Here is a 20,401-nt window from a genome sequence, read left to right on the forward strand (position 1 = left end):
GAGAGAATGTGCTGAGGCATGGATTTGAAAAGCTGAAAGAGAATAAGAAGCAAGGCCTTTCTCTCCCTTTTGTGGCATGTGCCGGCGCATTTCTTCTTGCCTTTGCTCTGGCGTTGGTTTATACGGCGGGGGTGATGCTTTCCAATGCAAATCACAAACTGGCCGAAGAACGCTGCTATCAGTTGGCGAAAAGTTTTGCCGGGGTCGTTGGGCAGGAATTGCAGAAACCGGCAAGTGAGAGCAGTTTCCGCCAATTTGCAGATAAATTTCTGAATAGTTCTTCCTATAATGTCTACAATCCGGATTACCCGGAAACGGTTTACCATTATATATTGAAGTCCGGGGAAGATGCCGATTATGGAGAAATATCTCTTCGGCTCCGCAAAGAGATCAATGATAATGATTCGAAGTCTCTGGCGAGTACCATCGAGCCTCCGGAACCTGGCAGTGGGACAAATTATACGAAGAGAATTAAAGAACTGGAGCAAATAAAATTTCAGCGGTATATTTTTACGGTGGAAGTGGTTGCCGCCTATGAAGGGCTGACCTATAATTATGTCACCGAGTATTTCAGGGAAGACCAGTATCCTATTACATTCCGTTATAATAATGAGACTATAACATGGGATAAAAGTGACAATCAATGGGAAATCGGTAATAATACGTCCGGTGTACCTTGTAACTTTGATGCCGATCCGGATGCGGAGATTACCTATACTTATGATACAGAGCATCCTCAAAGCACCCGATTCCTTCCGGTGCATAAGGAAGGAGGTGCTTCCTCATGAGAAGACGGCGAATAAACAGTCGTTCCGGCGAAACTATTGTGGAAGTGATGGTCAGCGTTCTTATATTTTTGATGCTCATGGCGGTTCTGCAGGGGGCAATCATGTTTTGCAATTCTGCCCAGAAAAAGAGTCAACAGATTCGGCAGGATACGGCGGAAATTTGTGAGAAATTGCAGTTGGCCACCGCTGAGGGTAACGGTTCCGCAAACTTTGATTTTTATGCCACATCGGCGGATGAGAGTGTCATCGGTGATAATGTATTTTCAATTTCTGCACCGAAGCAGAAGAAAACCGTATCTTATGGCGCTGCCGGGGAAACGTCGTCAACCATCTTTTATATGTATGGGGGGACGGCGCCATGAAAAAAATAAGACGCAGAAGAGAAGGCATGACGCTGGTGGAACTCATTGTATCTCTGGCGCTTTTGAGTATCCTGATGGTGATGGTTGTGGGGGTGGTAAGCCCGGCGGCCAAAACCTTTGCCCGGATGCAGCAGCTCCAGTTTGCCCAGCTTGTGCTGGATAATGTGGAGGATGAGATCAAATCCCAGCTCCAGGATGCGGCGGGCAATATTAAGATTTATAATATATCCGATGATGAAAACCCGGTGAGTGTACCGGGTTCAGCCAGCGGCGCTGTGCTCGAATATGTGAACACGGACAGTTATGTGGTGCTGATGTCGGCGGGTGGCTGCGAAGAAACGACTCTGATGCGGGGCGGACAGGCCACCGGGACAGAGTCGGCGGCGGCAGGACGGCTGCTCCTGCGTTATTACTGGCAGAAGGTGGCCGGTTCCGAGACAACCGCTTATAAATATAATTATATCGAGGGCAGTAAGCCTGTGGCCCGGGCAGTTCAGCAGGTTTTTGCCGATAAATACTATATGAAAAGCTATCTGAAGCTGACATTTTCTTTCCCGAATAGTGTGGGCGAGAAGGATGAAGTGAGGTATATCAATGTACATGCGGAGCTGTACCGGGATGAAGGAGACCTTCTGGCATCGGAGGATTTCGTTGCGGATCTTCGGTATAAGGCTACACGCATCGATGATGTGACGGCTACCGAAGAATAAAAGAATATGAATGAGGCAACGCACTGTCTCATTTATAGATAAATGAAATCATAAAAGAGAGGAGATAAAAACATGTTAAAAAAATTATGGAACAAGAAAAATGACAAAAAAGGTTTTACCCTTGTAGAGCTGATTGTTGTGCTGATCATTCTTGCAATTCTGGCCGCATTGTTGATCCCTGCTCTGACAGGCTATATCGATAAGGAAAAAGAAAAACAGATTATCGCTGAAACACGGCAGGCGGTTATGGCGGCACAGACATTGGCAGATGAAGAGTATGCAAAGGGAAGTAGTACTATAACATTTAATGATACTGCAGTCACACTTCCTGATCCTAAAACAGCAGGTACAGTATATGAGTGTGAGGTTAAGACGCTTGGTGAAGTGAAAGGTGAGATTACTGGTGTAACCATTGCGGGAGGAAAGATAACTGCTTTGACCTATACGAAAGCGGATAAGAAATGTGCATATACCAACGGCGCTACAGTAGAATATAATGTTTCTAATACCACCCCGTAACTATTTCTAACAAAACATAAAAAAGGAGAGCGCACTGATGCCAGACAACCGGTCCGAGGGGACGATACATAAGACAACTAAATATGTTTTTACCGTCCGCGTGCTGGAAGTGCTGGTGATCGTGCTGCTCGCCGTGATTGCGGTCATACCCGGAGTGCTGCACATTATGTACCGTGCGGATGCTCAGGTAGCTCTGGGAAATGCGAGGCTGGTGCGTACAGCGCTCGATATGACCGGGTTGGAAGCTTATGCGGACAACCGTCCTCTCAGTAATCCCGCTTCAAAAAGCGGGATTACTGAGGAGGCTTATCAAAATGTGCTTCTGACAAGCAAAATACCTGGGGATTTTTGGGTGACGCAGGTGGATGAAAGCGGATATGAGGTGCTTCGTTTTATTTACCGGGAGGGCGATTATATCGTTATATGCCAGGCAGACCCGGTGTCCTATGAAGTTCTGCGCGCCGAGACTTATATTGATACAAGGTCAAATGAGGAATAGCAAATGATTGCATGTCTGGAATTTATTTTATGGGTGTTCCGTTTTTTTATGGGCGCCTGTGTTTTTAGTTTTATCAATGTAGTGATCTGCCGTCTGCCCCGCGGCGAGAGTGTGGTAAAGGGGCGCAGCCACTGTATGGAATGTGGGCATGAGCTGGCTGCGGTAGAATTAATCCCACTGGTGAGTTATATTGGACTGAAAGGAAGATGCCGTCAATGCGGCGTGCATATTCCAATCCGAGATTTTATGGTAGAATGTACAGGCGGCGCGGCATTTGTGCTGTGCGCTGCTTTTTATGGTATAGGAAAGACGGGAATCATCTCTCTTCGGGGATTGGTTGTTTTTCTGTTTTTGGCGGTTTTGATGGCGGTGGCAGTTATTGACTGGGATACCCGCATCATTTATGACAGGTTTCATTTAGTGATAGGCATACTTGGGGCGGCAGCAATATGGCTGTTCCCGGAGATTTCATTGATCAGCCGGTTGATCGGCTTGCTGATCATCTCTGTGCCGATGCTGGTGCTGGCCATGGCGATTCCCGGCGCTTTCGGCGGCGGAGATATCAAGCTGATGGCAGTCTGCGGATGGCTGCTTGGCTGGAAAGCCAATGTATTCGCCATGTTTGCCGGGCTTCTGACGGCCGGGCTTTACTGCGGCGTCATGCTGGCAAAAAAGAAGTTAGGGCGGAAGGACCATTTCGCCTTCGGTCCCTTTCTGGCGATCGGCCTGGCAATAGCCGCTTTTTGCGGTGAATGGATAGGAAATTTGTATTTATCTCTTTTATAGGGAAGGAGTGTAGACATAGATGGCGCAATTTCGATATAAAGCGAAAAATATGGAAGGCAAAATGCGCCGCGGGGTGATGGAGGCCGTGAGCGAGAAGGCATTGCAGCAGGACCTTAAAGAGCAGGGCTTCTATCTCATTTCAGCGAAGAAAGCAGGGGGCTTAAGAGGACGTAAAAAGTTCACCTCCAGACAGCTGGCGGAATTTAACCGGGAGCTTTCCAGCCTTCTGACGGCGGGCGTCAGCCTGGTACGGGCCCTGGATATCATTTCGGAAGAGGAGGGCGTACCGGCCTTTGCGAAGGAAGTTTACGGGGAAATGCTTTCCGATATTAAAAAGGGTATCAGCCTGTCGGATGCGATGGAAAATCGGAATTGTTTTCCGGGTCTTATGCGGGGAATGATCCGCTCCGGCGAGGGCAGCGGTAATCTGGATGAGGTTACGGCGCGGTTGGCCGTTCATTATGAAAAAGAAGCGATTTTGAATCAGCAGGTGCGCTCGGCGATGATGTATCCGATGGTACTGCTGGTGATGTGTGTTGTAATCGTGTTGATCATCGTCACCTTTGTACTGCCCCAGTTTGAAGAATTATTCTCCCAGATGGAGAGTCTTCCGCTGCCGACGGAGATGGTCATGGCCTTTTCCCATTTGCTTGTGGAGCGATGGTACGTGGTGCTTGTGGCGGTGCTCATCATTATTGCGGTGAGCCGGGTTATTCTCGGTTTTCCGAGGATAAAAAGAGGAATGGACTATATCAAGGTACATGCGCCGATATTCGGGAGGCTGAACAAGGTCATTTATACGGCCCGGTTTGCCCGGACGCTCAGCAGCCTTTATTCCAGCGGAATGTCGGTCGTCAATTCGCTGAAGCTGGCGGCGGAGACCATCGGCAATCAATATGTGGAGGAACAGTTTGCCCAGGTATCGGTGAAGGTGCGGAGCGGCGTGCCTCTGTCGGAGGCGCTGCAGGATGTGGATGGGCTGATGAAGAAGCTTGCTTCGACGATATTGGTCGGCGAGGAGAGCGGACGGCTGGATACCATGTTGGATTCCATTGCCCAGTCGATGGAAATGGAGGCCCAGGAGGCAACCAAACGGATGGTGACCCTTTTGGAGCCATTGATGATCTGTGTGATGGCCTTGCTTGTTGGATTTGTGGTGGTTGCGGTCATGCTGCCGATCTATGAATCCTATGGAGCGATTGAAAATGCAAGATAGAGAAAGGAGGATGGGGTTCGATGAGTCAGACAGTGATTATATTTCAGGATGAGAGTATCCTGGCGGTCGATGGCAAAGAAGGATTAAAACCCCAGATCCAGCGTACATATAAGATAGAACTCAGCGGGTATGGCGACCCTTTTGCAAGATGGCGAAATGGATTGGAACAGTTGAAGGCGAAAGCGAAGGACCTAAAAAAAGTCCGGTTGGTGCTGCCTTCCAGCATGTGCCAGGTAAAATCCATGCGGCTTCCTTATGCGAAGGGGAAGGAACTGGATGCTATGGTAAAGCGGGAAATGCAGGAGAGTTTCCGCAGCGAGATTTTTGATTATTCCATTATTCAGAGTAGTCCGGGGCAGGGCGTATCTCTGGTGGGCGCCAGTGTGGAGAAGGATGTGCTGAAACAGTTTATGGATATGTGCCGGGACCTTCAGATTGAGGTTATCGGCGCGGCGGCGCCGATGGAGGCTATTCAGCGAATTCTTTCAGAGCAGAAGGCGGGCAGCGGGCGCACGGCCATTTACCTTTTCTTTGAGGAAGAGGGGCTGACCAGCATCCTTATGGAAAATGGACAATATAAATATTCCGGTCGGAGCCGTCTTTTTGCGGAGCCGGGGACTCTGGATTTCGGCACAGAGATCATGAGGAACGTATCAGGAATCCTTCAGTTTCAGACGGCGTCGAAAAGTGAAGCGGTGGTGACGGATCTCTATTATGCGGGATGTGAGGAAGCGGATTTTGAGGTCAGCATTGAGGATCTTCACACATTAAATCTGACGGTACATGCCTTTGGAGAGATTGACGGCGTGCATATGCCTGTAGGACATAGGACTTCGGATTGGCTGCTCTGTATCGGGGCAATGATGAACGGAGTGCGGGGCCGCCGCAGCATGAATCTGGCGGCATTTTATCAAAATGAAGACGCCGGCGATACGGAAGGCGGAAAAAGTATATTACGGCAGCTTCTTCCGGTGGCAGTCGTATTTATTCTCTGCGCTGTCATCTTTGGCGTGGTGCAGGTTCGAAAAATCTCTCTGGAAAATAAGCTTCAGGAGAAGGAAAACTGGATCGCGGAAATGTCGGTTTCCGAAGAGTATCGGGAAGCGCTGGCTTCTGAACGGCAGGTATGGCAGATCGCGCAGACGATCCGGGAGATTGAACAGCTTCAGGAAAATCTGGCGACCTATCCGAAATTTGATGCGGAAACCCTGGCCGAAATTGAGGGCGCGGGCAGCGGCCTTGATCTGAAGATACGATCTTATGATGCAGAGAGCGGAGAGTTGAATTTCGACGCCAACAGTTCGGATGTTATAGATATTCCGGGATATATTATGAATCTGGAGCGGACGAATCTTTTTTATAAAGTAGATTATACGGGTTACACGTATCAGGACGGCGTTTATACGCTGTCGCTGGTCTGCACCATGGACAGTCCGCAGACGGGAGGGGCAGAATGAAGATGAAGATAAGTTCGAAAGATATGAAATTACTGGTCGTTGCCCTTTCTGCGCTGATCGTGGTGCTTATGTTCCGGCTGGCGATTTTTCCGGCGATGGATGCCTATGAGGCCGGGAAGATTGAATATGAAGAAAAAAACGCTCAGGCGGAGGAGATACAACGGATTCTCGATGCGAAACCGTCCAATGAAGCTAAAATTACTGAAGGATTGGGCAGACTGGATGAAATGTCGGATGATTGTTATGAAATGATGGAGAACCGGCAGATTGATGAGCTGGTGACAGGGGCGGCCCTGGATCATTCCCTTTTCCCGTCTTATTTGTCCATTTCGGAGCAGACGGTGGCGGTGGCTCCGGCCTATCTTTACAGCGCCGACGGCCAGACGGTATCGGATGCGGCGGCCGATGATGGTGCGCTGACCGCAGCGGAGGCAACGGCAGCCCTTTCCGAGGGAGAGACAGAAGGCAACGGTACGGATAATATGGAGACAGAAAACGGTCAGACAGAAGGCGTAGGTGCAGAGGCGGCTATAGGCATGGCTGAGGGCGCCGTGCGGAAGGTTGAGGCATCGATTTCCATGAATGGAAGCGAAAGCAACATGAAGGCTTTTTTGAATGATATAGAGAAAAATTATCCGGCGGTTCATGTGAAGTCATTTGAAATGTCTGAGAGCCTGTATATGAGTACAGAGCTTCGGCCGATCACAGAGACACAGATGAATGTCGTGCTTGAAATTTATATGTACAGCAGACCGGTGGAATAACAGGAGGCAGAACGTTTTGAAAAAGAATCTCAGAATCGGAGAGATATTAACGGAGCTCGGTTATGTAACTGAGGAACAAATGAGAGAGGCGCTGGCCTATCAGCGGGAGCACCGGGATAAACGTGTCGGACAGATTTTGGTGGAGCTTGGATTTGTCACGGAGTATCAGGTGCTGGAAGCCATGGCATCCAGGCTTGAGCTGGAGATTGTCGATGTATCGGCGCTGGAGATTGATCTGGCGGCGGTTGCCATGATCAGCAAGGATCTGGCGGAGAAGAATCTGCTTCTTCCTGTCCAGGTGAAGAGCGGCGTCCTGCAGCTGGTGACCAACGATCCTATCAACTATTTTGCCCTTGAGGAAGTACGTCAGCAGACAGGATGTTATCTGAAGATCATGCTGAGTGAAGAAAAACCGCTGCGTCAGGCTGTTTCCTATTATTTTGCGGAGGCCGGCGCCAGAGAGGCGGCCAAACAGGCCAATGCCGGTTTCGGCGCGGAGGAATTGGAAGATATCGATCTGACCGAGCTGGGCGACGATGAGGAAGTGCCGATCATCCACCTTCTTAACAGTTTGGTGGAACGGGCGATTAAGAGTAATGCCAGTGATATTCATATTGAGCCTTTTGAGCGGGAGACAAAGGTTCGAATGAGGATTGACGGGGTGATTCTTGAGTATGTGACCTTGCAGAGAAACGTCCATCAGTCGCTGATCGCCCGCATTAAGATTATGGCGAATCTGGACATTGCGGAGAAACGGATTCCCCAGGACGGTCATTTCCGTGTGCGGACGGAAGAGGGCTATGTGAATATCCGTGTGTCGCTTATGCCGACGGTGTACGGAGAGAAGGCTGTGCTTCGTGTGCTGGCATCTTCGGTGCCGTTGGATTATGCGGGCCAGTTTGGAATGGATGATTACAGCTACCGCCAGTTCCTTCCGGTACTGAGCAGTTCCAACGGGATCATTTATATTACCGGCCCTACGGGCAGCGGCAAGTCCACGACCCTTTATATGATTTTGGAGTATCTGTCCTCACGGATGGTCAATGTGTCGACGATTGAGGATCCGGTGGAGAAAAATGTACCGGGAGTTAATCAGACCCAGGTGAATAATGTGGCGGGGCTTACTTTTGATGTGGGTCTTCGGGCGCTGCTCCGGCAGGATCCGGATATTATCATGGTCGGAGAGACCCGTGACGGCGAAACAGCGGGAACTTCCGTGCGTGCGGCCATCACAGGTCATATGGTTTTGTCCACGCTTCATACAAATGATGCGGTTTCCAGCATCGTGCGTCTGGCGGATATGGGTGTGGAGACCTATTTGATCGCCAATTCGCTGACAGCCCTGGTGGCGCAGCGGCTTGTGCGGAAGGTCTGCCCGAACTGTGCGGGAAAGATGGAGACGACCGAGGAAGAACGAAAGATTTTGGGCGAAGATGTGCATACGGTATGGCGGGGCATGGGCTGCCATCAGTGCAATCATACCGGTTATAAAGGAAGAACGGCCGTCCATGAGATTCTTACCATAGATGCAAATATCCGCCGGATGATCAGCAATCATGCGACAGTGGAAGAGATTACCCAATATGCGGTGGAGCATCAGGGGATGCGGACTATCCGGCAGAGTACGCTGGAGCTGGTGAAGGCCGGTGTGACGACGCCGGAGGAAATGTTGAAGATAACTTATGAATAGCAGACGCAGAGGGAGATGCAGGCTATGTATACGATGGAAGATATTATTTTACTTGCGAGAAAAGCTCAGGCTTCGGATATCCATATATCCGAGGGCATGCCTCTTTTGTTCCGGATTCACGGAGTGCTGACCCCGGCGCCTATCCAGCCGGAGGCCGGTGAGACGGCGGAGATTTTGTACGGCCTGCTCAGTGAGGCCCAGAAGAATTCACTGCTGGAAGGTTATGATAAGGATTTTGCCCTTCAGACTTCCGACGGAGGACGGCAGAGAGTGAATATCTTCCGCCAGAAAGGAAAAGTGGCGGGAACAATCCGGCTTTTGAATGACCATATTCCAACGCTGGAAGAACTGATGCTTCCCGATAAGCTGTACGATCTGGCGGCACAGCCGAGGGGCCTTGTGCTGGTGACCGGCCCTACGGGCAGCGGCAAATCCACGACTCTGGCTGCTATGGTGGAATATATCAATCGGACGCGGAGCGCCCATATTATAACCATTGAGGATCCGATTGAATATGTCTATGAAGGAAAGAAGGCCCTGATTCATCAGCGGGAGACGGGCAGTGACGTGGTAAGCTTTGCGGCGGCGCTGCGGAGTGCCCTGCGTGAAGATCCGGATATTATACTGGTGGGAGAGATGCGGGATTATGAAACCATTTCCGCAGCTCTGACCGCGGCAGAAACCGGCCATCTTGTCCTTTCAACGCTGCATACGACCGGTGCGGCTCAAACCATAGACCGTATCATTGACGCCTGCCCGGCGGAGGTACAAAATCAGGTTCGCATCCAGTTGGCGGGCGTCCTTAAAGGCATTGTGACTCAGTGCCTGTTGCCGCGTTCCGACGGGCGTTCCAGAATCGTGGCGACGGAGCTGCTCCTTGGAACAGATGCGGCCCTCAACCTCATGCGGGAAGGCAAGACCCATCAGCTCGGCAATGTTATGCACAGCGGCGGTGTCATGCACACCCTGAACATGGATCTGGCAAGACTGATGCAGCAGGGCTATATCACCCGGCAGACGGCAGAAGAATATACAAATGATAAGAGAGAACTGATGCAGTATTAGCAGAAGAATATTGGATGTGAAAAAGAGAGTATCTCCAAAACTGGAAAAGAATCGGGAGAACTCTCTTTCTTATTCAACGGGGGTGTGGGATTTCTGGTTGAAAATAGCAAAATAATATAGTAGAATGATAATGCTGTTTAGGCAGATGGTCATTCGGAGGTGTTATCTTATGGGATTATTTAATTTTTTTAAAAAAGAGAAAACGGATGTGGAGCAGTATTATGAAGAGAGAGCAAAACGGGAAGATGTGAATGGGACTGCTGGTCCATATTCCGGTTTTCGGATTACGGTAGAAGATGTGTTTACGATTACCGGCCGGGGGACAGTTATCACCGGCAAGGTGGAGTCGGGAAAAATTGCGGTTGGAGATGAGGTAACACTTCAGAGGGTTGACGGAAGCAGCCGGAGGGTTGTTATTATTGGCATTGAACAGTTTCGGAAAATGATGGATACAGCAGTCGCCGGAGATAATGTGGGGATTCTTCTTCGCGGGCTGTCGAGAAGTGATATTGGTAGGGGAGATATTTTATATGATTAAAATGGGCGGCGAGACCGTGCTTTTATATAATCTGAATAATGAAAAGGGCCGGAAGATTCGTTTTCTTCTGGTGCGCATGGGGATGAGGATACGGGTTGTTGAGAAAGAAGATTACGGAAAACCCATCGGTCTTCTGGCGGGAATGAAGGATGTGACTCTGGAGGATGAAAATGCGCCGGTGGAGGATTTTGAGGATGAAATGATGATTCTTCGGGGATTCTCGGATAAGCGGCTGGACATGTTTTTAAAGGGAATGCGCCGGGAAGGCATTGAACGGGTGGATCTGAAGGCAATTCTGACGCCGACAAACTGCCGTTGGAATTCATGGCAGCTTTATAAGGAGATCCGGGAAGAGCATGAGACGATGAATGGCGCAAAATGATTGAAATATTGAAATAACCGGCAGACAAACGGGCCGTGATATGATAAAATCAATAGTTAGGAATTAACAGGAGGCAGATGTTATGGAAGAAAAAGAAGTGGTATCTAAAAACTTTATAGAGCAGATCATCGATAAGGATTTGGCGGAAGGCCATACGCGTGTTGTGGCGACCCGTTTTCCGCCGGAGCCGAACGGTTATCTGCATATCGGACATGCAAAATCCATTTTATTAAATTATGGATTGGCACAGAAATACCATGGACATTTCAATCTCCGTTTTGATGATACGAATCCGACAAAGGAGAAAACGGAATTTGTGGAATCGATCATCAAGGATGTCGAGTGGCTAGGCGCAAAGTATGACGGCGAGGTGCGTTTCGCATCGAATTATTTTCAGGAAATGTATGAAGCGGCGATTAAGCTCATTAAAAAGGGAAAGGCTTATGTATGTGATCTGAGCGCCGAGCAGATTCGGGAATATCGAGGAACTTTAAAAGAACCCGGAAAAGAAAGCCCATACCGAAACCGTACTATTGAAGAAAATCTTGCCCTTTTTGAGGGAATGAAAAACGGCGAGTTCCCGGATGGCTCAAAAGTTCTCCGGGCAAAAATCGACATGGCTTCGCCGAATATGAATATGAGAGACCCGGTGCTCTATCGTGTGGCCCGGATGAGCCATCACAACACGGGAGATGCCTGGTGCATTTATCCGATGTATGATTTCGCCCATCCGATTGAAGATGCGATCGAGGGCATCACCCATTCCATCTGCACGTTGGAATTTGAGGATCATCGTCCGCTTTATGACTGGGTTGTCCGTGAACTTGAATATGAAGAACCGCCAAAGCAGATCGAGTTTGCCAAGATGTATCTGACAAATGTGGTTACAGGCAAACGTTATATCAAGCGATTAGTGGAAGAAGGTATTGTGGACGGTTGGGATGATCCGCGCCTTGTAACGATCGCCGCGCTGCGGCGCCGTGGATTTACGCCGGAATCCATTCGGAATTTTATGGAGCTGGTGGGCGTATCCAAGGGCAACAGTTCGGTGGATTATGCGATGCTGGAATATTGTATCCGGGAAGATCTGAAGATGAAACGTCCTCGGGTGATGGCCGTTCTCGACCCGGTCAAATTAATTATCGATAATTATCCGGAAGATCAGATCGAATACATGGATGTGATGAACAATCAGGAAAATGAAGCTATGGGGACGCGGCAGGTGCCGTTTTGCCGTGAACTTTATATTGAAAGAGACGATTTCATGGAGGAGCCGCCGAAGAAGTATTTCCGTCTTTATCCCGGCAATGAAGTGCGCCTGATGAATGGCTATTTTGTCAAATGCGTGGATTACAAAAAGGATGAAAATGGAAATGTCACAGAGATTCATTGCACCTATGATCCGGAAACCCGCAGCGGCAGCGGCTTTACGGGCCGTAAGGTCAAAGGCACCATTCACTGGGTGGCTGCGCCGACGGCGGTGAAGGCGACGGTACGGCTTTATGAAAACCTTGTTGATGAGGAAAAGGGCGTTTATAATGAGGATGGTTCTCTGAATTTGAATCCGAATTCATTAAAGGTTTTGGAAAACTGTTATTTGGAGCCGTCATTGGGCAAGGCAGAAAGCGGCGAAAGCTTCCAGTTTGTCCGCAATGGTTATTTCTGTGTGGATGAAAAAGACAGCACTCCGGAAGCATTGGTATTTAACCGAATTGTTTCGTTAAAGAGTTCTTATAAACCCGGAAAATAGGCATACGGGCAGAGAGTAGATAACGGAGAGTAAATATACGACAGAAAAGGGATGTGAAGCGGGGAGCTGACATCCTTTTTTTGATGGAAAGGGCCGACACAGATAAAATAAATTAAAAAAGAGAGATTTCAAGAGAAAAGAAGAGATAATTAAAGATATACGAGAATATACTTAAAAATATGGGACTTTTACAGGTTGCATATTGGCGCATAATAAAATATTATATATCCAGTGGTTAGCACTCGAAGAAAGTGAGTGCTAATAAAGCAAAAACGCATTGTCAGGAGGAATTTAGATATGAAATTAGTACCATTGGGCGACAGAGTCGTATTAAAACAGCTTGTAGCAGAAGAGACAACAAAATCCGGTATCGTTTTAACCGGTCAGGCTAAAGAAAAACCGCAGGAAGCAGAAGTTATCGCTGTGGGTCCGGGCGGAGTTGTTGACGGCAAAGAAGTAAAGATGGAAGTTTCTGTCGGACAGAAAGTTATTTATTCCAAATATGCCGGAACAGAAGTAAAACTTGAAGGTGAAGAATTTATTATTGTCAGACAGTCAGATATTTTAGCTGTTGTAGAATAATTTTATTTTATATTGGATTATATTGGAGGTAGACAGATATGGCAAAAGAAATTAAATATGGCGCAGAGGCAAGAAAAGCTCTGGAAGCCGGTGTAAATCAGTTGGCAGATACAGTTCGTGTAACATTGGGACCAAAAGGAAGAAACGTTGTTTTGGATAAATCCTTTGGAACTCCGTTGATCACAAATGATGGTGTAACGATTGCAAAAGATATTGAGCTGGATGACGCATTTGAAAATATGGGCGCTCAGATTGTCAAAGAAGTTGCAACAAAAACAAATGATGTTGCCGGTGACGGTACAACAACAGCGACAGTTCTTGCACAGGCGATGATCAACGAAGGTATGAAGAACCTGGCTGCCGGCGCAAACCCGATCATTCTCAGAAAAGGTATGCAGAAAGCAACTGAGTGTGCGGTAGAGGCCATTAAAGATATGAGTTCCACTATCGACGGCAAAAATCAGATTGCCAAAGTTGCAGCAATTTCCGCAAGTGACGAACATGTGGGCGAAATGGTTGCCGAAGCTATGGAAAAGGTATCTACCAATGGTGTTATTACGATTGAAGAGTCCAAGACAATGCAGACCGAACTGGAATTAGTTGAAGGTATGCAGTTTGACCGTGGATATCTGTCCGCATATATGGCGACCGATATGGATAAGATGGTTGCCGAACTGGATAATCCATATATTCTTATTACAGATAAGAAAATCTCCAATATTCAGGAGATCCTTCCTGTTCTGGAGCAGATCGTACAGACAGGCTCCAAACTTGTGATCATCGCTGAAGATGTTGAGGGCGAAGCTCTGGCAACACTTGTTGTGAATAAATTAAAAGGTGTATTCTCTGTGGTTGCCGTGAAAGCACCTGGCTTTGGCGACAGAAGAAAAGCTATGCTTCAGGATATCGCTATCCTCACAGGCGGTACAGTGATCTCTGAGGAACTCGGCTATGAATTAAAGGATGCCACAATGGATATGCTCGGACGTGCAAAATCCGTTAAAGTTGAAAAAGAAAACACGATCATCGTTGACGGAATGGGTGATCCGGAAGCTATTAAATCCAGATGCAGCCAGATTCAGACTCAGGCCAGCGAGACAACATCTGAATTTGATAAAGAAAAATTGCTTGAAAGACTTGCAAAACTTTCCGGCGGCGTAGGCGTGATCAAAGTCGGCGCTGCAACGGAAACAGAAATGAAAGAAAAGAAACTTCGTATGGAAGATGCCCTGGCAGCTACCCGTGCAGCCGTTGAAGAGGGTATTATCTGCGGCGGCGGTTCCGCATATATTCACGCTTCCAAGAAGGTTGCCGAACTGGCTGCCAAACTCAGCGGAGATGAAAAGACAGGCGCTAATGTGGTTCTTAAAGCGCTTGAAGCGCCATTGTTCCATATCGCGGCAAATGCCGGCCTTGAAGGCGCTGTGATCATCAATAAAGTTCGCGAGAGTGAACCGGGTATCGGTTTCGACGCACTGAAAGAAGAATATGTAAATATGATCGATGCGGGCATTATCGACCCTGCAAAAGTAACACGAAGCGCGCTTCAGAATGCTACAAGCGTTGCTTCCACATTACTCACAACAGAATCCGTTGTCGCAGAGATCAAATCCGATAATCCGATGCCGGCAATGCCACAGGGCGGCATGGGAATGATGTAAATCCATCGACCATTTGTGTAAGCATAAAAAAATAAAATCGGGGAGACACTCTAAACATCCATTGGGACGGCCGGAGCGTCTCCCTTTTTCAGATCCCTATTAGCAGAACTTAAGAAAGAGTTTAGTAATTATTATGATAACCTTATGTTGACTTTTGTCGGAAGAGTTGATATACTTTAGAAACCTATAAAATAGTGAGAAAGAGAGGATGATAAGAATGGGTACAATTATCGGTGAAGGCATTACCTTTGACGACGTGCTTCTTGTTCCGGCGTATTCGGAAGTAATTCCAAATCAGGTAAACATTCAGACACATTTAACTAAGAAGATTGTTCTGAATGTGCCATTAATGAGTGCAGGTATGGATACTGTAACAGAACATCGTATGGCGATCGCGATGGCCAGACAGGGCGGTATCGGTATTATTCATAAAAATATGTCTATTGCGGCACAGGCAGAAGAGGTTGATAAGGTAAAACGTTCAGAGAACGGTGTTATTTCCGACCCATTTTCATTATCTTCCGAACATACATTGGGAGACGCGGACATGCTGATGGCCAAATTCCGTATTTCCGGTGTTCCAATCACGGACAATGGCAAGCTGGTCGGCATTATCACAAATCGTGATCTGAAGTTTGAAACAGATTTTTCCAAAAAGATTTCCGAGTGCATGACTTCAAAAAATCTGATCACGGCGAAGGAAGGCGTAACGCTTGAGGAAGCGAAGGCGATCCTGGCAAAGGCCCGTGTCGAAAAACTCCCTATTGTGGATGATAATTTCAATTTAAAAGGTTTAATTACAATTAAAGATATTGAAAAGCAGATTAAATATCCGTTATCCGCGAAGGATTCTCAGGGCCGTCTGCTCTGCGGCGCCGCTTTGGGCGTTACCCAGAATATTCTGGAGCGGGCGGAAGCTTTAGTGAAAGCCAAAGTGGATGTGGTCGTTATCGACTCCGCCCACGGACATTCCGCCAATGTGCTCAACTGCGTTCGTATGCTGAAGGAGGCTTTTCCTGATCTGCAGGTGATCGCCGGTAATGTGGCAACGGCAGATGCGACCCGGGCTTTGATCGAAGCCGGTGTTGACGCTGTAAAGGTTGGTATCGGACCGGGTTCTATTTGTACGACCCGTGTAGTATCCGGTATCGGTGTGCCTCAGATTTCCGCGGTTATGGATTGCTATTCTGTGGCTAAAGAATATGGTATTCCGCTGATCGCTGACGGCGGTATCAAATATTCCGGCGATGTGACGAAAGCGATTGCAGCCGGAGCTGATGTCTGCATGATGGGCAGCATGTTTGCGGGCTGTGATGAGAGCCCTGGAGATTTCGAACTTTATCAGGGAAGAAAATATAAAGTATACCGCGGCATGGGTTCCATTGCCGCCATGGAAAACGGCAGCAAAGACCGCTATTTCCAGGCGGATGCCAAGAAGTTAGTACCGGAGGGCGTTGAGGGCCGTGTGGCTTATAAGGGCCTTGTTGAAGATACCGTATTCCAGTTGATCGGCGGTCTGCGGGCAGGTATGGGCTACTGCGGTACAAAGAATATTGAGGAACTGAAAAATAATGGCCGTTTCATTAAGATCAGCGCGGCATCCCTGAAAGAAAGTCATCCGCATGACATTCAGATCACAAAAGAAGCTCCGAACTACAGTGTGGATTAATTGACGCTGCTGCATAGTATAAAATAAGAATGAATTTAAGGTGTTGTCAATCGGCAGCACCTTATTTTTCTTACGGAGAAGATTTATTGAAAAGTCAAATTATATGGTATAAAATGGGATGTAGAATTTTGTCGCTGAAGGAGAGAGGGTGGATGACATCAGGAATAAAAAGAAAAAAATAAGAAAGATAAAGCGTGTAAATGAGGAAAAACTGCGTTTGTTTGCGATTTTAGGATGTCTGTTACTGATTATCCTCATTATATTCGGATTGATCTTCAGGGCATGTCATCGGGATGACCGGGTAAGCCCTTATGGAACGCCGGATCCGGCCTATGATGACGGGCGGCCGTATATTGATGTGCAGCTTTTGACTCCGAATGAGTATTCAAGGCCGTGTATACCATCCGATGGTGTGCGGGGCATTGTCATTCACTATGTGGGTAATCCGGGAAGCAGCGCTCAGTCGAACAGGGATTATTTTGAGGGATTAAAAGACAGCGGGGAAACCTATGCCAGCAGTAATTTTATTGTCGGACTTGAGGGCGAGGTCATCCAGTGTATTCCTACGAATGAAATTGCCTATTGCTCAAACGAACGCAATTCAGATACGGTTTCCATAGAAGTCTGCCACGAAACAGCGGACGGTAAATTTAATGATCATACATATAGTACGCTGGTCAATCTGACAGGGTGGCTCTGCATGTATCTGGATGTTTCGCCGAAAAATGTTATCCGGCATTATGATGTGACGGGAAAGATCTGTCCGAAATATTATGTGGAGCATGAGGAAGCCTGGGACACTTTTATTGACGATGTGAAGGTGTGGATCCGAACTGAGAAAAGCCGTCAGTGATCCGGTTGTATAAATCATGGGAATATGGTACAGTTTATATAATAAATGGAGGTTGATGTATGAATCAGACAGTGAAAATACCAGAAACATATTCGATTCTGGAAAGGACATATATTGAGGAACTAAAGTCCGAAGCATGGCTTTTGAAACACAAAAAGAGCGGGGCCCGCGTGGCTGTATTGTCCAACGAGGATATCAATAAGGTATTCCATGTGGCTTTCCGCACGCCGCCAAAGGACAGTACAGGCGTGGCTCATATTTTAGAACATTCGGTACTTTGCGGTTCGGAGGAGTTTCCGGTGAAGGACCCTTTTGTGGAACTGGTGAAGGGCTCTTTAAATACCTTTTTAAATGCCATGACTTATTCGGATAAGACGGTTTACCCGGTGGCAAGCTGCAATGATACGGATTTTCAGAATCTGATGCATGTTTATCTGGATGCGGTATTCCGTCCGAATATTTATCAGCATAAAGAGATTTTTCTTCAGGAGGGCTGGCATTATGAGCTGGAAAGTGTGGACAGTCCTTTAAAATATAACGGCGTTGTATACAATGAAATGAAAGGCGCATTTTCCTCGCCGGAGCAGGTGCTTTTCCGCAAGATCAGTCAGACGCTTTATCCGGATACGACCTACGGCGTGGAATCCGGCGGCGACCCGGTCAATATTCCGGATTTGAGTTATGAACAGTTTCTGGATTTCCACAGACAATATTATCATCCGTCCAATGCCTGGTTCTATCTTTACGGCGATATGGATGTGGAAGAAAAATTGCGTTTTATTGATGAGCACTATTTGAGTCATTATGACAATATTACCGTGGATTCGGCCATAAGGATGCAGCAGCCTTTTGAGAAGATGCGGGAAGTACGGGCTTCCTTTGCCGTCAGCGATGATGGGGAGCTGAGAGAAAATACCTATTTAAGTTACAATGTGGTTGTCGGCACAAGTTTGGACAGAGAATTGTATCTGGCTATGCAGGTACTGGAGTATGTGCTCATGTCCTCGCCGGGGGCGGTGCTGAAAAAAGCCCTTTTGGAGAGCGGCATCGGCAAGGATGTTTTTGGGGAACTGGACAACGGCGTTTTGCAGCCGTATATGTGCATTATTGTAAAAAATGCGGAGGCAGAGCAGAAAGAGGCTTTTCTTAAGATCATCCGGGAGACATTGACGGGCCTTGTTGAAAAAGGCATTAACCGGAAATCTCTGATGGCGGCGATTAATTATTATGAGTTTAAGTATCGGGAGGGCGACTTCGGGCGGTATCCGGCCGGACTTATGTACGGCCTTCAGATGATGGACAGCTGGCTTTATGATGAAACAAAGCCGTTTATCCATATTCAGGCCGGCGATACCTTTGAAAAATTAAAGGAAAATGTGGATAAGGGCTATTTTGAACAGTTGATCCAAACATATCTTCTGGATAATGATCACAGTTCTCTGCTTATTCTGGCGCCGGAAAAGGGACTTACTGAAAAAACAGAGGCGGAGACGGAAGAAAAGCTGGCTGCATATAAAGCCGGTTTATCGGAAGCTGAGCTGGAAGCTATGGTGCGGCAGACGAAGGATTTAAAACGATATCAGGAGGAACCTTCTCCGGCAGAGGATCTGGCAAAGATACCGATTCTTGAGATTAAGGATATTGAGCCGAAGCCGCAGCCGTTTTATAATCAGTATAAAGAAATTCAGGGCTTCCCGGTGCTCTGCCATGATGTGGAGAGCCGCGGGATCGCCTATGTCAAATGGGTATTTGATACAGGCTGTGTGCCTTTTGAAAAGATACCGTATATCGGCCTTTTATCTTCGGTTTTCGGCAATGTGGATACGGAAAAGCACAATTATACGGAGCTGGCCGATGAGATCAACATTCATACCGGCGGAATACGGGTAAATACGAATATTTACACCGAGCAGGGTAGCACCGATATTTTATATCCGAAAATGGAAGTCGTTATGAAGGCGCTTGTCCCTGAGTTTTCGGACGGTATAGAATTGATGGCGGAGATTATGTCGGAGAGCAGGCTGTCGGATACGAAGCGGCTGAAGGAAATTATCGGCCAGCTGAGATCCCGGCTTGAAATGATGATGAACGGCAACGGCCATATGGTGGCCGTGAACCGGGCAACCGGCTTTATATCTCTGGCGGGAATGTACAGGGAATATGAAGAAGGACTGGCTTATTACCGGTTTATAGAGGAACTGGATAAGCATTTTGATGAGCGAAAAGAAGGAATTGTCGGGGCTCTGAAAGAGACGGCGATGCTCATTTTCCGAAAAGAAAATCTTTTGATGGATATTACCTGCTCCGGGGTTTCCTTTGAAGCTCTGGCCGGGGAGATGGCGGCGCTTCTCCATCCGATTTTAGATGAAATGAGCGGACGAATGTCTGAGTCAGACGGACAGAAGTCTGCAGTGAACGATCGGGTGTCCGGCGCGGATAATAACGATCTGAAAAAAGAGGACGGCATATCGGCGGAGGTAAAATCCGCATTGCGCCGGTCGATGGAGGGAATTCAAGCGGAAGCCTATACAACCGCGGGTATGGTGCAGTATGACGCCTGCGCCGGAGATTTTTCCAAAGCGGGTTATGCCTACCACGGCGCTTTAAATGTCTTAAAAGTGATGATGAATTATGATTATCTCTGGATCCGGCTGAGAGTTCAGGGCGGAGCCTATGGCTGTATGTGCGGTTTTTCGCCGAACGGTACCGGTTATTTTACATCCTATAGGGACCCGAATCTGCGGGAAACCTATGAGGTTTATGAGGGCGCTGCGGATTATGTGAAAAACTTTGAAGCGGATGAACGGACAATGCGGAAATTTATCATCGGCGCGGTCAGCGGAATCGATATTCCATTGGGCGCTTCGGATAAGGGGGCGCGTTCTCTGGGCGCATGGCTTTCCCATACTTCCTATGAAAAGCTGGAAAAGCATCGCTATGAACTGCTTCATGCGGATGTGGAGACGATCCGCAGCCTTCATGGGATCGTGGACGCCGTGGTTCGCGCAAATCTTCGGTGCGTTGTGGGAAATGGGTCAAAAATACAGGAAAATAAAGACATGTTCCAGAAAATAGAACCTTTGGCTGGAGCCTGATAAGGAGAGTACGCA

The 20,401-nt window shown here is 47.8% G+C and carries 19 protein-coding genes; all 19 read left to right on the plus strand.

The genetic code is table 11. The annotated features are described in order from the left end of the window. Positions 1 to 8: 8 nt before the first annotated feature. Complete coding sequence (locus ACMN7X_RS04115; protein ID WP_418746223.1) at positions 9 to 788, plus strand: hypothetical protein; 780 nt, start codon at positions 9 to 11, stop codon at positions 786 to 788. After that, entirely contained in the window at positions 785 to 1,150 is a 366-nt protein-coding gene (locus tag ACMN7X_RS04120) for a hypothetical protein (protein ID WP_418746224.1), read from the plus strand. Before ACMN7X_RS04115 ends, ACMN7X_RS04120 begins: the two co-directional genes overlap by 4 nt. Beyond that, complete coding sequence (locus ACMN7X_RS04125; RefSeq protein WP_418746225.1) at positions 1,147 to 1,860, plus strand: PulJ/GspJ family protein; 714 nt, start codon at positions 1,147 to 1,149, stop codon at positions 1,858 to 1,860. Before ACMN7X_RS04120 ends, ACMN7X_RS04125 begins: the two co-directional genes overlap by 4 nt. Positions 1,861 to 1,932: 72 nt before the next feature. Beyond that, positions 1,933 to 2,379, plus strand: coding sequence for a prepilin-type N-terminal cleavage/methylation domain-containing protein (locus ACMN7X_RS04130; RefSeq protein ID WP_418746226.1), 447 nt, complete (start codon positions 1,933 to 1,935; stop codon positions 2,377 to 2,379). Positions 2,380 to 2,416: 37 nt separating this feature from the next. Next, complete coding sequence (locus ACMN7X_RS04135; RefSeq protein WP_418746227.1) at positions 2,417 to 2,878, plus strand: hypothetical protein; 462 nt, start codon at positions 2,417 to 2,419, stop codon at positions 2,876 to 2,878. A 3-nt stretch (positions 2,879 to 2,881) separates the two neighbouring features. Next, positions 2,882 to 3,664 (plus strand): prepilin peptidase, encoded by a 783-nt coding sequence (locus tag ACMN7X_RS04140; RefSeq protein WP_418746228.1) that lies wholly within the window; start codon positions 2,882 to 2,884, stop codon positions 3,662 to 3,664. Positions 3,665 to 3,683: 19 nt separating this feature from the next. Then, on the plus strand, positions 3,684 to 4,880 hold the full coding sequence (locus tag ACMN7X_RS04145) for a type II secretion system F family protein (protein ID WP_418746229.1): 1,197 nt from the start codon (positions 3,684 to 3,686) through the stop codon (positions 4,878 to 4,880). A 20-nt stretch (positions 4,881 to 4,900) separates the two neighbouring features. Then, positions 4,901 to 6,337: a hypothetical protein gene (locus ACMN7X_RS04150; protein WP_418746230.1), complete on the plus strand. Its 1,437-nt coding sequence runs from the start codon at positions 4,901 to 4,903 to the stop codon at positions 6,335 to 6,337. Beyond that, the gene (locus tag ACMN7X_RS04155) at positions 6,334 to 7,101 is read left to right on the plus strand and encodes a hypothetical protein (protein ID WP_418746231.1); all 768 of its coding nucleotides are present in this window, start codon (positions 6,334 to 6,336) and stop codon (positions 7,099 to 7,101) included. The genes ACMN7X_RS04150 and ACMN7X_RS04155 overlap by 4 nt, the downstream gene beginning before the upstream one ends. Before the next feature lie 16 nt (positions 7,102 to 7,117). Continuing rightward, positions 7,118 to 8,791 carry a GspE/PulE family protein gene (locus ACMN7X_RS04160; RefSeq protein ID WP_418746232.1) on the plus strand — a complete coding sequence of 558 codons (1,674 nt, stop codon included), beginning with the start codon at positions 7,118 to 7,120 and terminating at the stop codon, positions 8,789 to 8,791. A 24-nt stretch (positions 8,792 to 8,815) separates the two neighbouring features. Then, positions 8,816 to 9,856 carry a type IV pilus twitching motility protein PilT gene (locus ACMN7X_RS04165; RefSeq protein WP_418746233.1) on the plus strand — a complete coding sequence of 347 codons (1,041 nt, stop codon included), beginning with the start codon at positions 8,816 to 8,818 and terminating at the stop codon, positions 9,854 to 9,856. 169 nt (positions 9,857 to 10,025) lie between these two features. Further along, on the plus strand, positions 10,026 to 10,394 hold the full coding sequence (locus ACMN7X_RS04170; RefSeq protein WP_418746234.1) for an EF-Tu/IF-2/RF-3 family GTPase: 369 nt from the start codon (positions 10,026 to 10,028) through the stop codon (positions 10,392 to 10,394). After that, positions 10,387 to 10,776: a DUF3783 domain-containing protein gene (locus tag ACMN7X_RS04175; RefSeq protein WP_418746235.1), complete on the plus strand. Its 390-nt coding sequence runs from the start codon at positions 10,387 to 10,389 to the stop codon at positions 10,774 to 10,776. The genes ACMN7X_RS04170 and ACMN7X_RS04175 overlap by 8 nt, the downstream gene beginning before the upstream one ends. A gap of 82 nt (positions 10,777 to 10,858) precedes the next feature. Next, positions 10,859 to 12,526: a glutamine--tRNA ligase/YqeY domain fusion protein gene (locus tag ACMN7X_RS04180; protein WP_418746236.1), complete on the plus strand. Its 1,668-nt coding sequence runs from the start codon at positions 10,859 to 10,861 to the stop codon at positions 12,524 to 12,526. Between the two features lie 297 nt (positions 12,527 to 12,823). After that, positions 12,824 to 13,108 (plus strand): co-chaperone GroES, encoded by a 285-nt coding sequence (locus ACMN7X_RS04185; protein ID WP_132090948.1) that lies wholly within the window; start codon positions 12,824 to 12,826, stop codon positions 13,106 to 13,108. A 38-nt stretch (positions 13,109 to 13,146) separates the two neighbouring features. Next, positions 13,147 to 14,769 carry a chaperonin GroEL gene (groL, locus tag ACMN7X_RS04190; protein WP_418746237.1) on the plus strand — a complete coding sequence of 541 codons (1,623 nt, stop codon included), beginning with the start codon at positions 13,147 to 13,149 and terminating at the stop codon, positions 14,767 to 14,769. A 217-nt stretch (positions 14,770 to 14,986) separates the two neighbouring features. Continuing rightward, the gene (gene guaB / locus ACMN7X_RS04195; RefSeq protein ID WP_418746238.1) at positions 14,987 to 16,438 is read left to right on the plus strand and encodes an IMP dehydrogenase; all 1,452 of its coding nucleotides are present in this window, start codon (positions 14,987 to 14,989) and stop codon (positions 16,436 to 16,438) included. A 148-nt stretch (positions 16,439 to 16,586) separates the two neighbouring features. Then, entirely contained in the window at positions 16,587 to 17,291 is a 705-nt protein-coding gene (locus ACMN7X_RS04200; RefSeq protein WP_418746239.1) for an N-acetylmuramoyl-L-alanine amidase family protein, read from the plus strand. A gap of 59 nt (positions 17,292 to 17,350) precedes the next feature. Continuing rightward, positions 17,351 to 20,386 carry an insulinase family protein gene (locus ACMN7X_RS04205; RefSeq protein WP_418746240.1) on the plus strand — a complete coding sequence of 1,012 codons (3,036 nt, stop codon included), beginning with the start codon at positions 17,351 to 17,353 and terminating at the stop codon, positions 20,384 to 20,386. The last annotated feature ends 15 nt before the right edge of the window (positions 20,387 to 20,401 follow it).

It is taken from the genome of Frisingicoccus sp., from assembly GCF_048388605.1.
GTDB lineage: Bacteria > Bacillota > Clostridia > Lachnospirales > Lachnospiraceae > Frisingicoccus.

Excerpts from the sequence above, each read along its gene's own strand:
- ACMN7X_RS04120 (WP_418746224.1), top strand. The coding sequence starts at position 785 with ATGAGAAGACGGCGAATAAACAGTCGTTCCGGCGAAACTATTGTGGAA.
- ACMN7X_RS04125 (WP_418746225.1), top strand. The coding sequence starts at position 1,147 with ATGAAAAAAATAAGACGCAGAAGAGAAGGCATGACGCTGGTGGAACTC.
- ACMN7X_RS04130 (WP_418746226.1), top strand. The coding sequence starts at position 1,933 with ATGTTAAAAAAATTATGGAACAAGAAAAATGACAAAAAAGGTTTTACC.
- ACMN7X_RS04135 (WP_418746227.1), top strand. The coding sequence starts at position 2,417 with ATGCCAGACAACCGGTCCGAGGGGACGATACATAAGACAACTAAATAT.
- ACMN7X_RS04140 (WP_418746228.1), top strand. The coding sequence starts at position 2,882 with ATGATTGCATGTCTGGAATTTATTTTATGGGTGTTCCGTTTTTTTATG.
- ACMN7X_RS04145 (WP_418746229.1), top strand. The coding sequence starts at position 3,684 with ATGGCGCAATTTCGATATAAAGCGAAAAATATGGAAGGCAAAATGCGC.
- ACMN7X_RS04150 (WP_418746230.1), top strand. The coding sequence starts at position 4,901 with ATGAGTCAGACAGTGATTATATTTCAGGATGAGAGTATCCTGGCGGTC.
- ACMN7X_RS04155 (WP_418746231.1), top strand. The coding sequence starts at position 6,334 with ATGAAGATGAAGATAAGTTCGAAAGATATGAAATTACTGGTCGTTGCC.
- ACMN7X_RS04165 (WP_418746233.1), top strand. The coding sequence starts at position 8,816 with ATGTATACGATGGAAGATATTATTTTACTTGCGAGAAAAGCTCAGGCT.
- ACMN7X_RS04170 (WP_418746234.1), top strand. The coding sequence starts at position 10,026 with ATGGGATTATTTAATTTTTTTAAAAAAGAGAAAACGGATGTGGAGCAG.
- ACMN7X_RS04175 (WP_418746235.1), top strand. The coding sequence starts at position 10,387 with ATGATTAAAATGGGCGGCGAGACCGTGCTTTTATATAATCTGAATAAT.
- ACMN7X_RS04180 (WP_418746236.1), top strand. The coding sequence starts at position 10,859 with ATGGAAGAAAAAGAAGTGGTATCTAAAAACTTTATAGAGCAGATCATC.
- ACMN7X_RS04185 (WP_132090948.1), top strand. The coding sequence starts at position 12,824 with ATGAAATTAGTACCATTGGGCGACAGAGTCGTATTAAAACAGCTTGTA.
- groL (WP_418746237.1), top strand. The coding sequence starts at position 13,147 with ATGGCAAAAGAAATTAAATATGGCGCAGAGGCAAGAAAAGCTCTGGAA.
- guaB (WP_418746238.1), top strand. The coding sequence starts at position 14,987 with ATGGGTACAATTATCGGTGAAGGCATTACCTTTGACGACGTGCTTCTT.
- ACMN7X_RS04205 (WP_418746240.1), top strand. The coding sequence starts at position 17,351 with ATGAATCAGACAGTGAAAATACCAGAAACATATTCGATTCTGGAAAGG.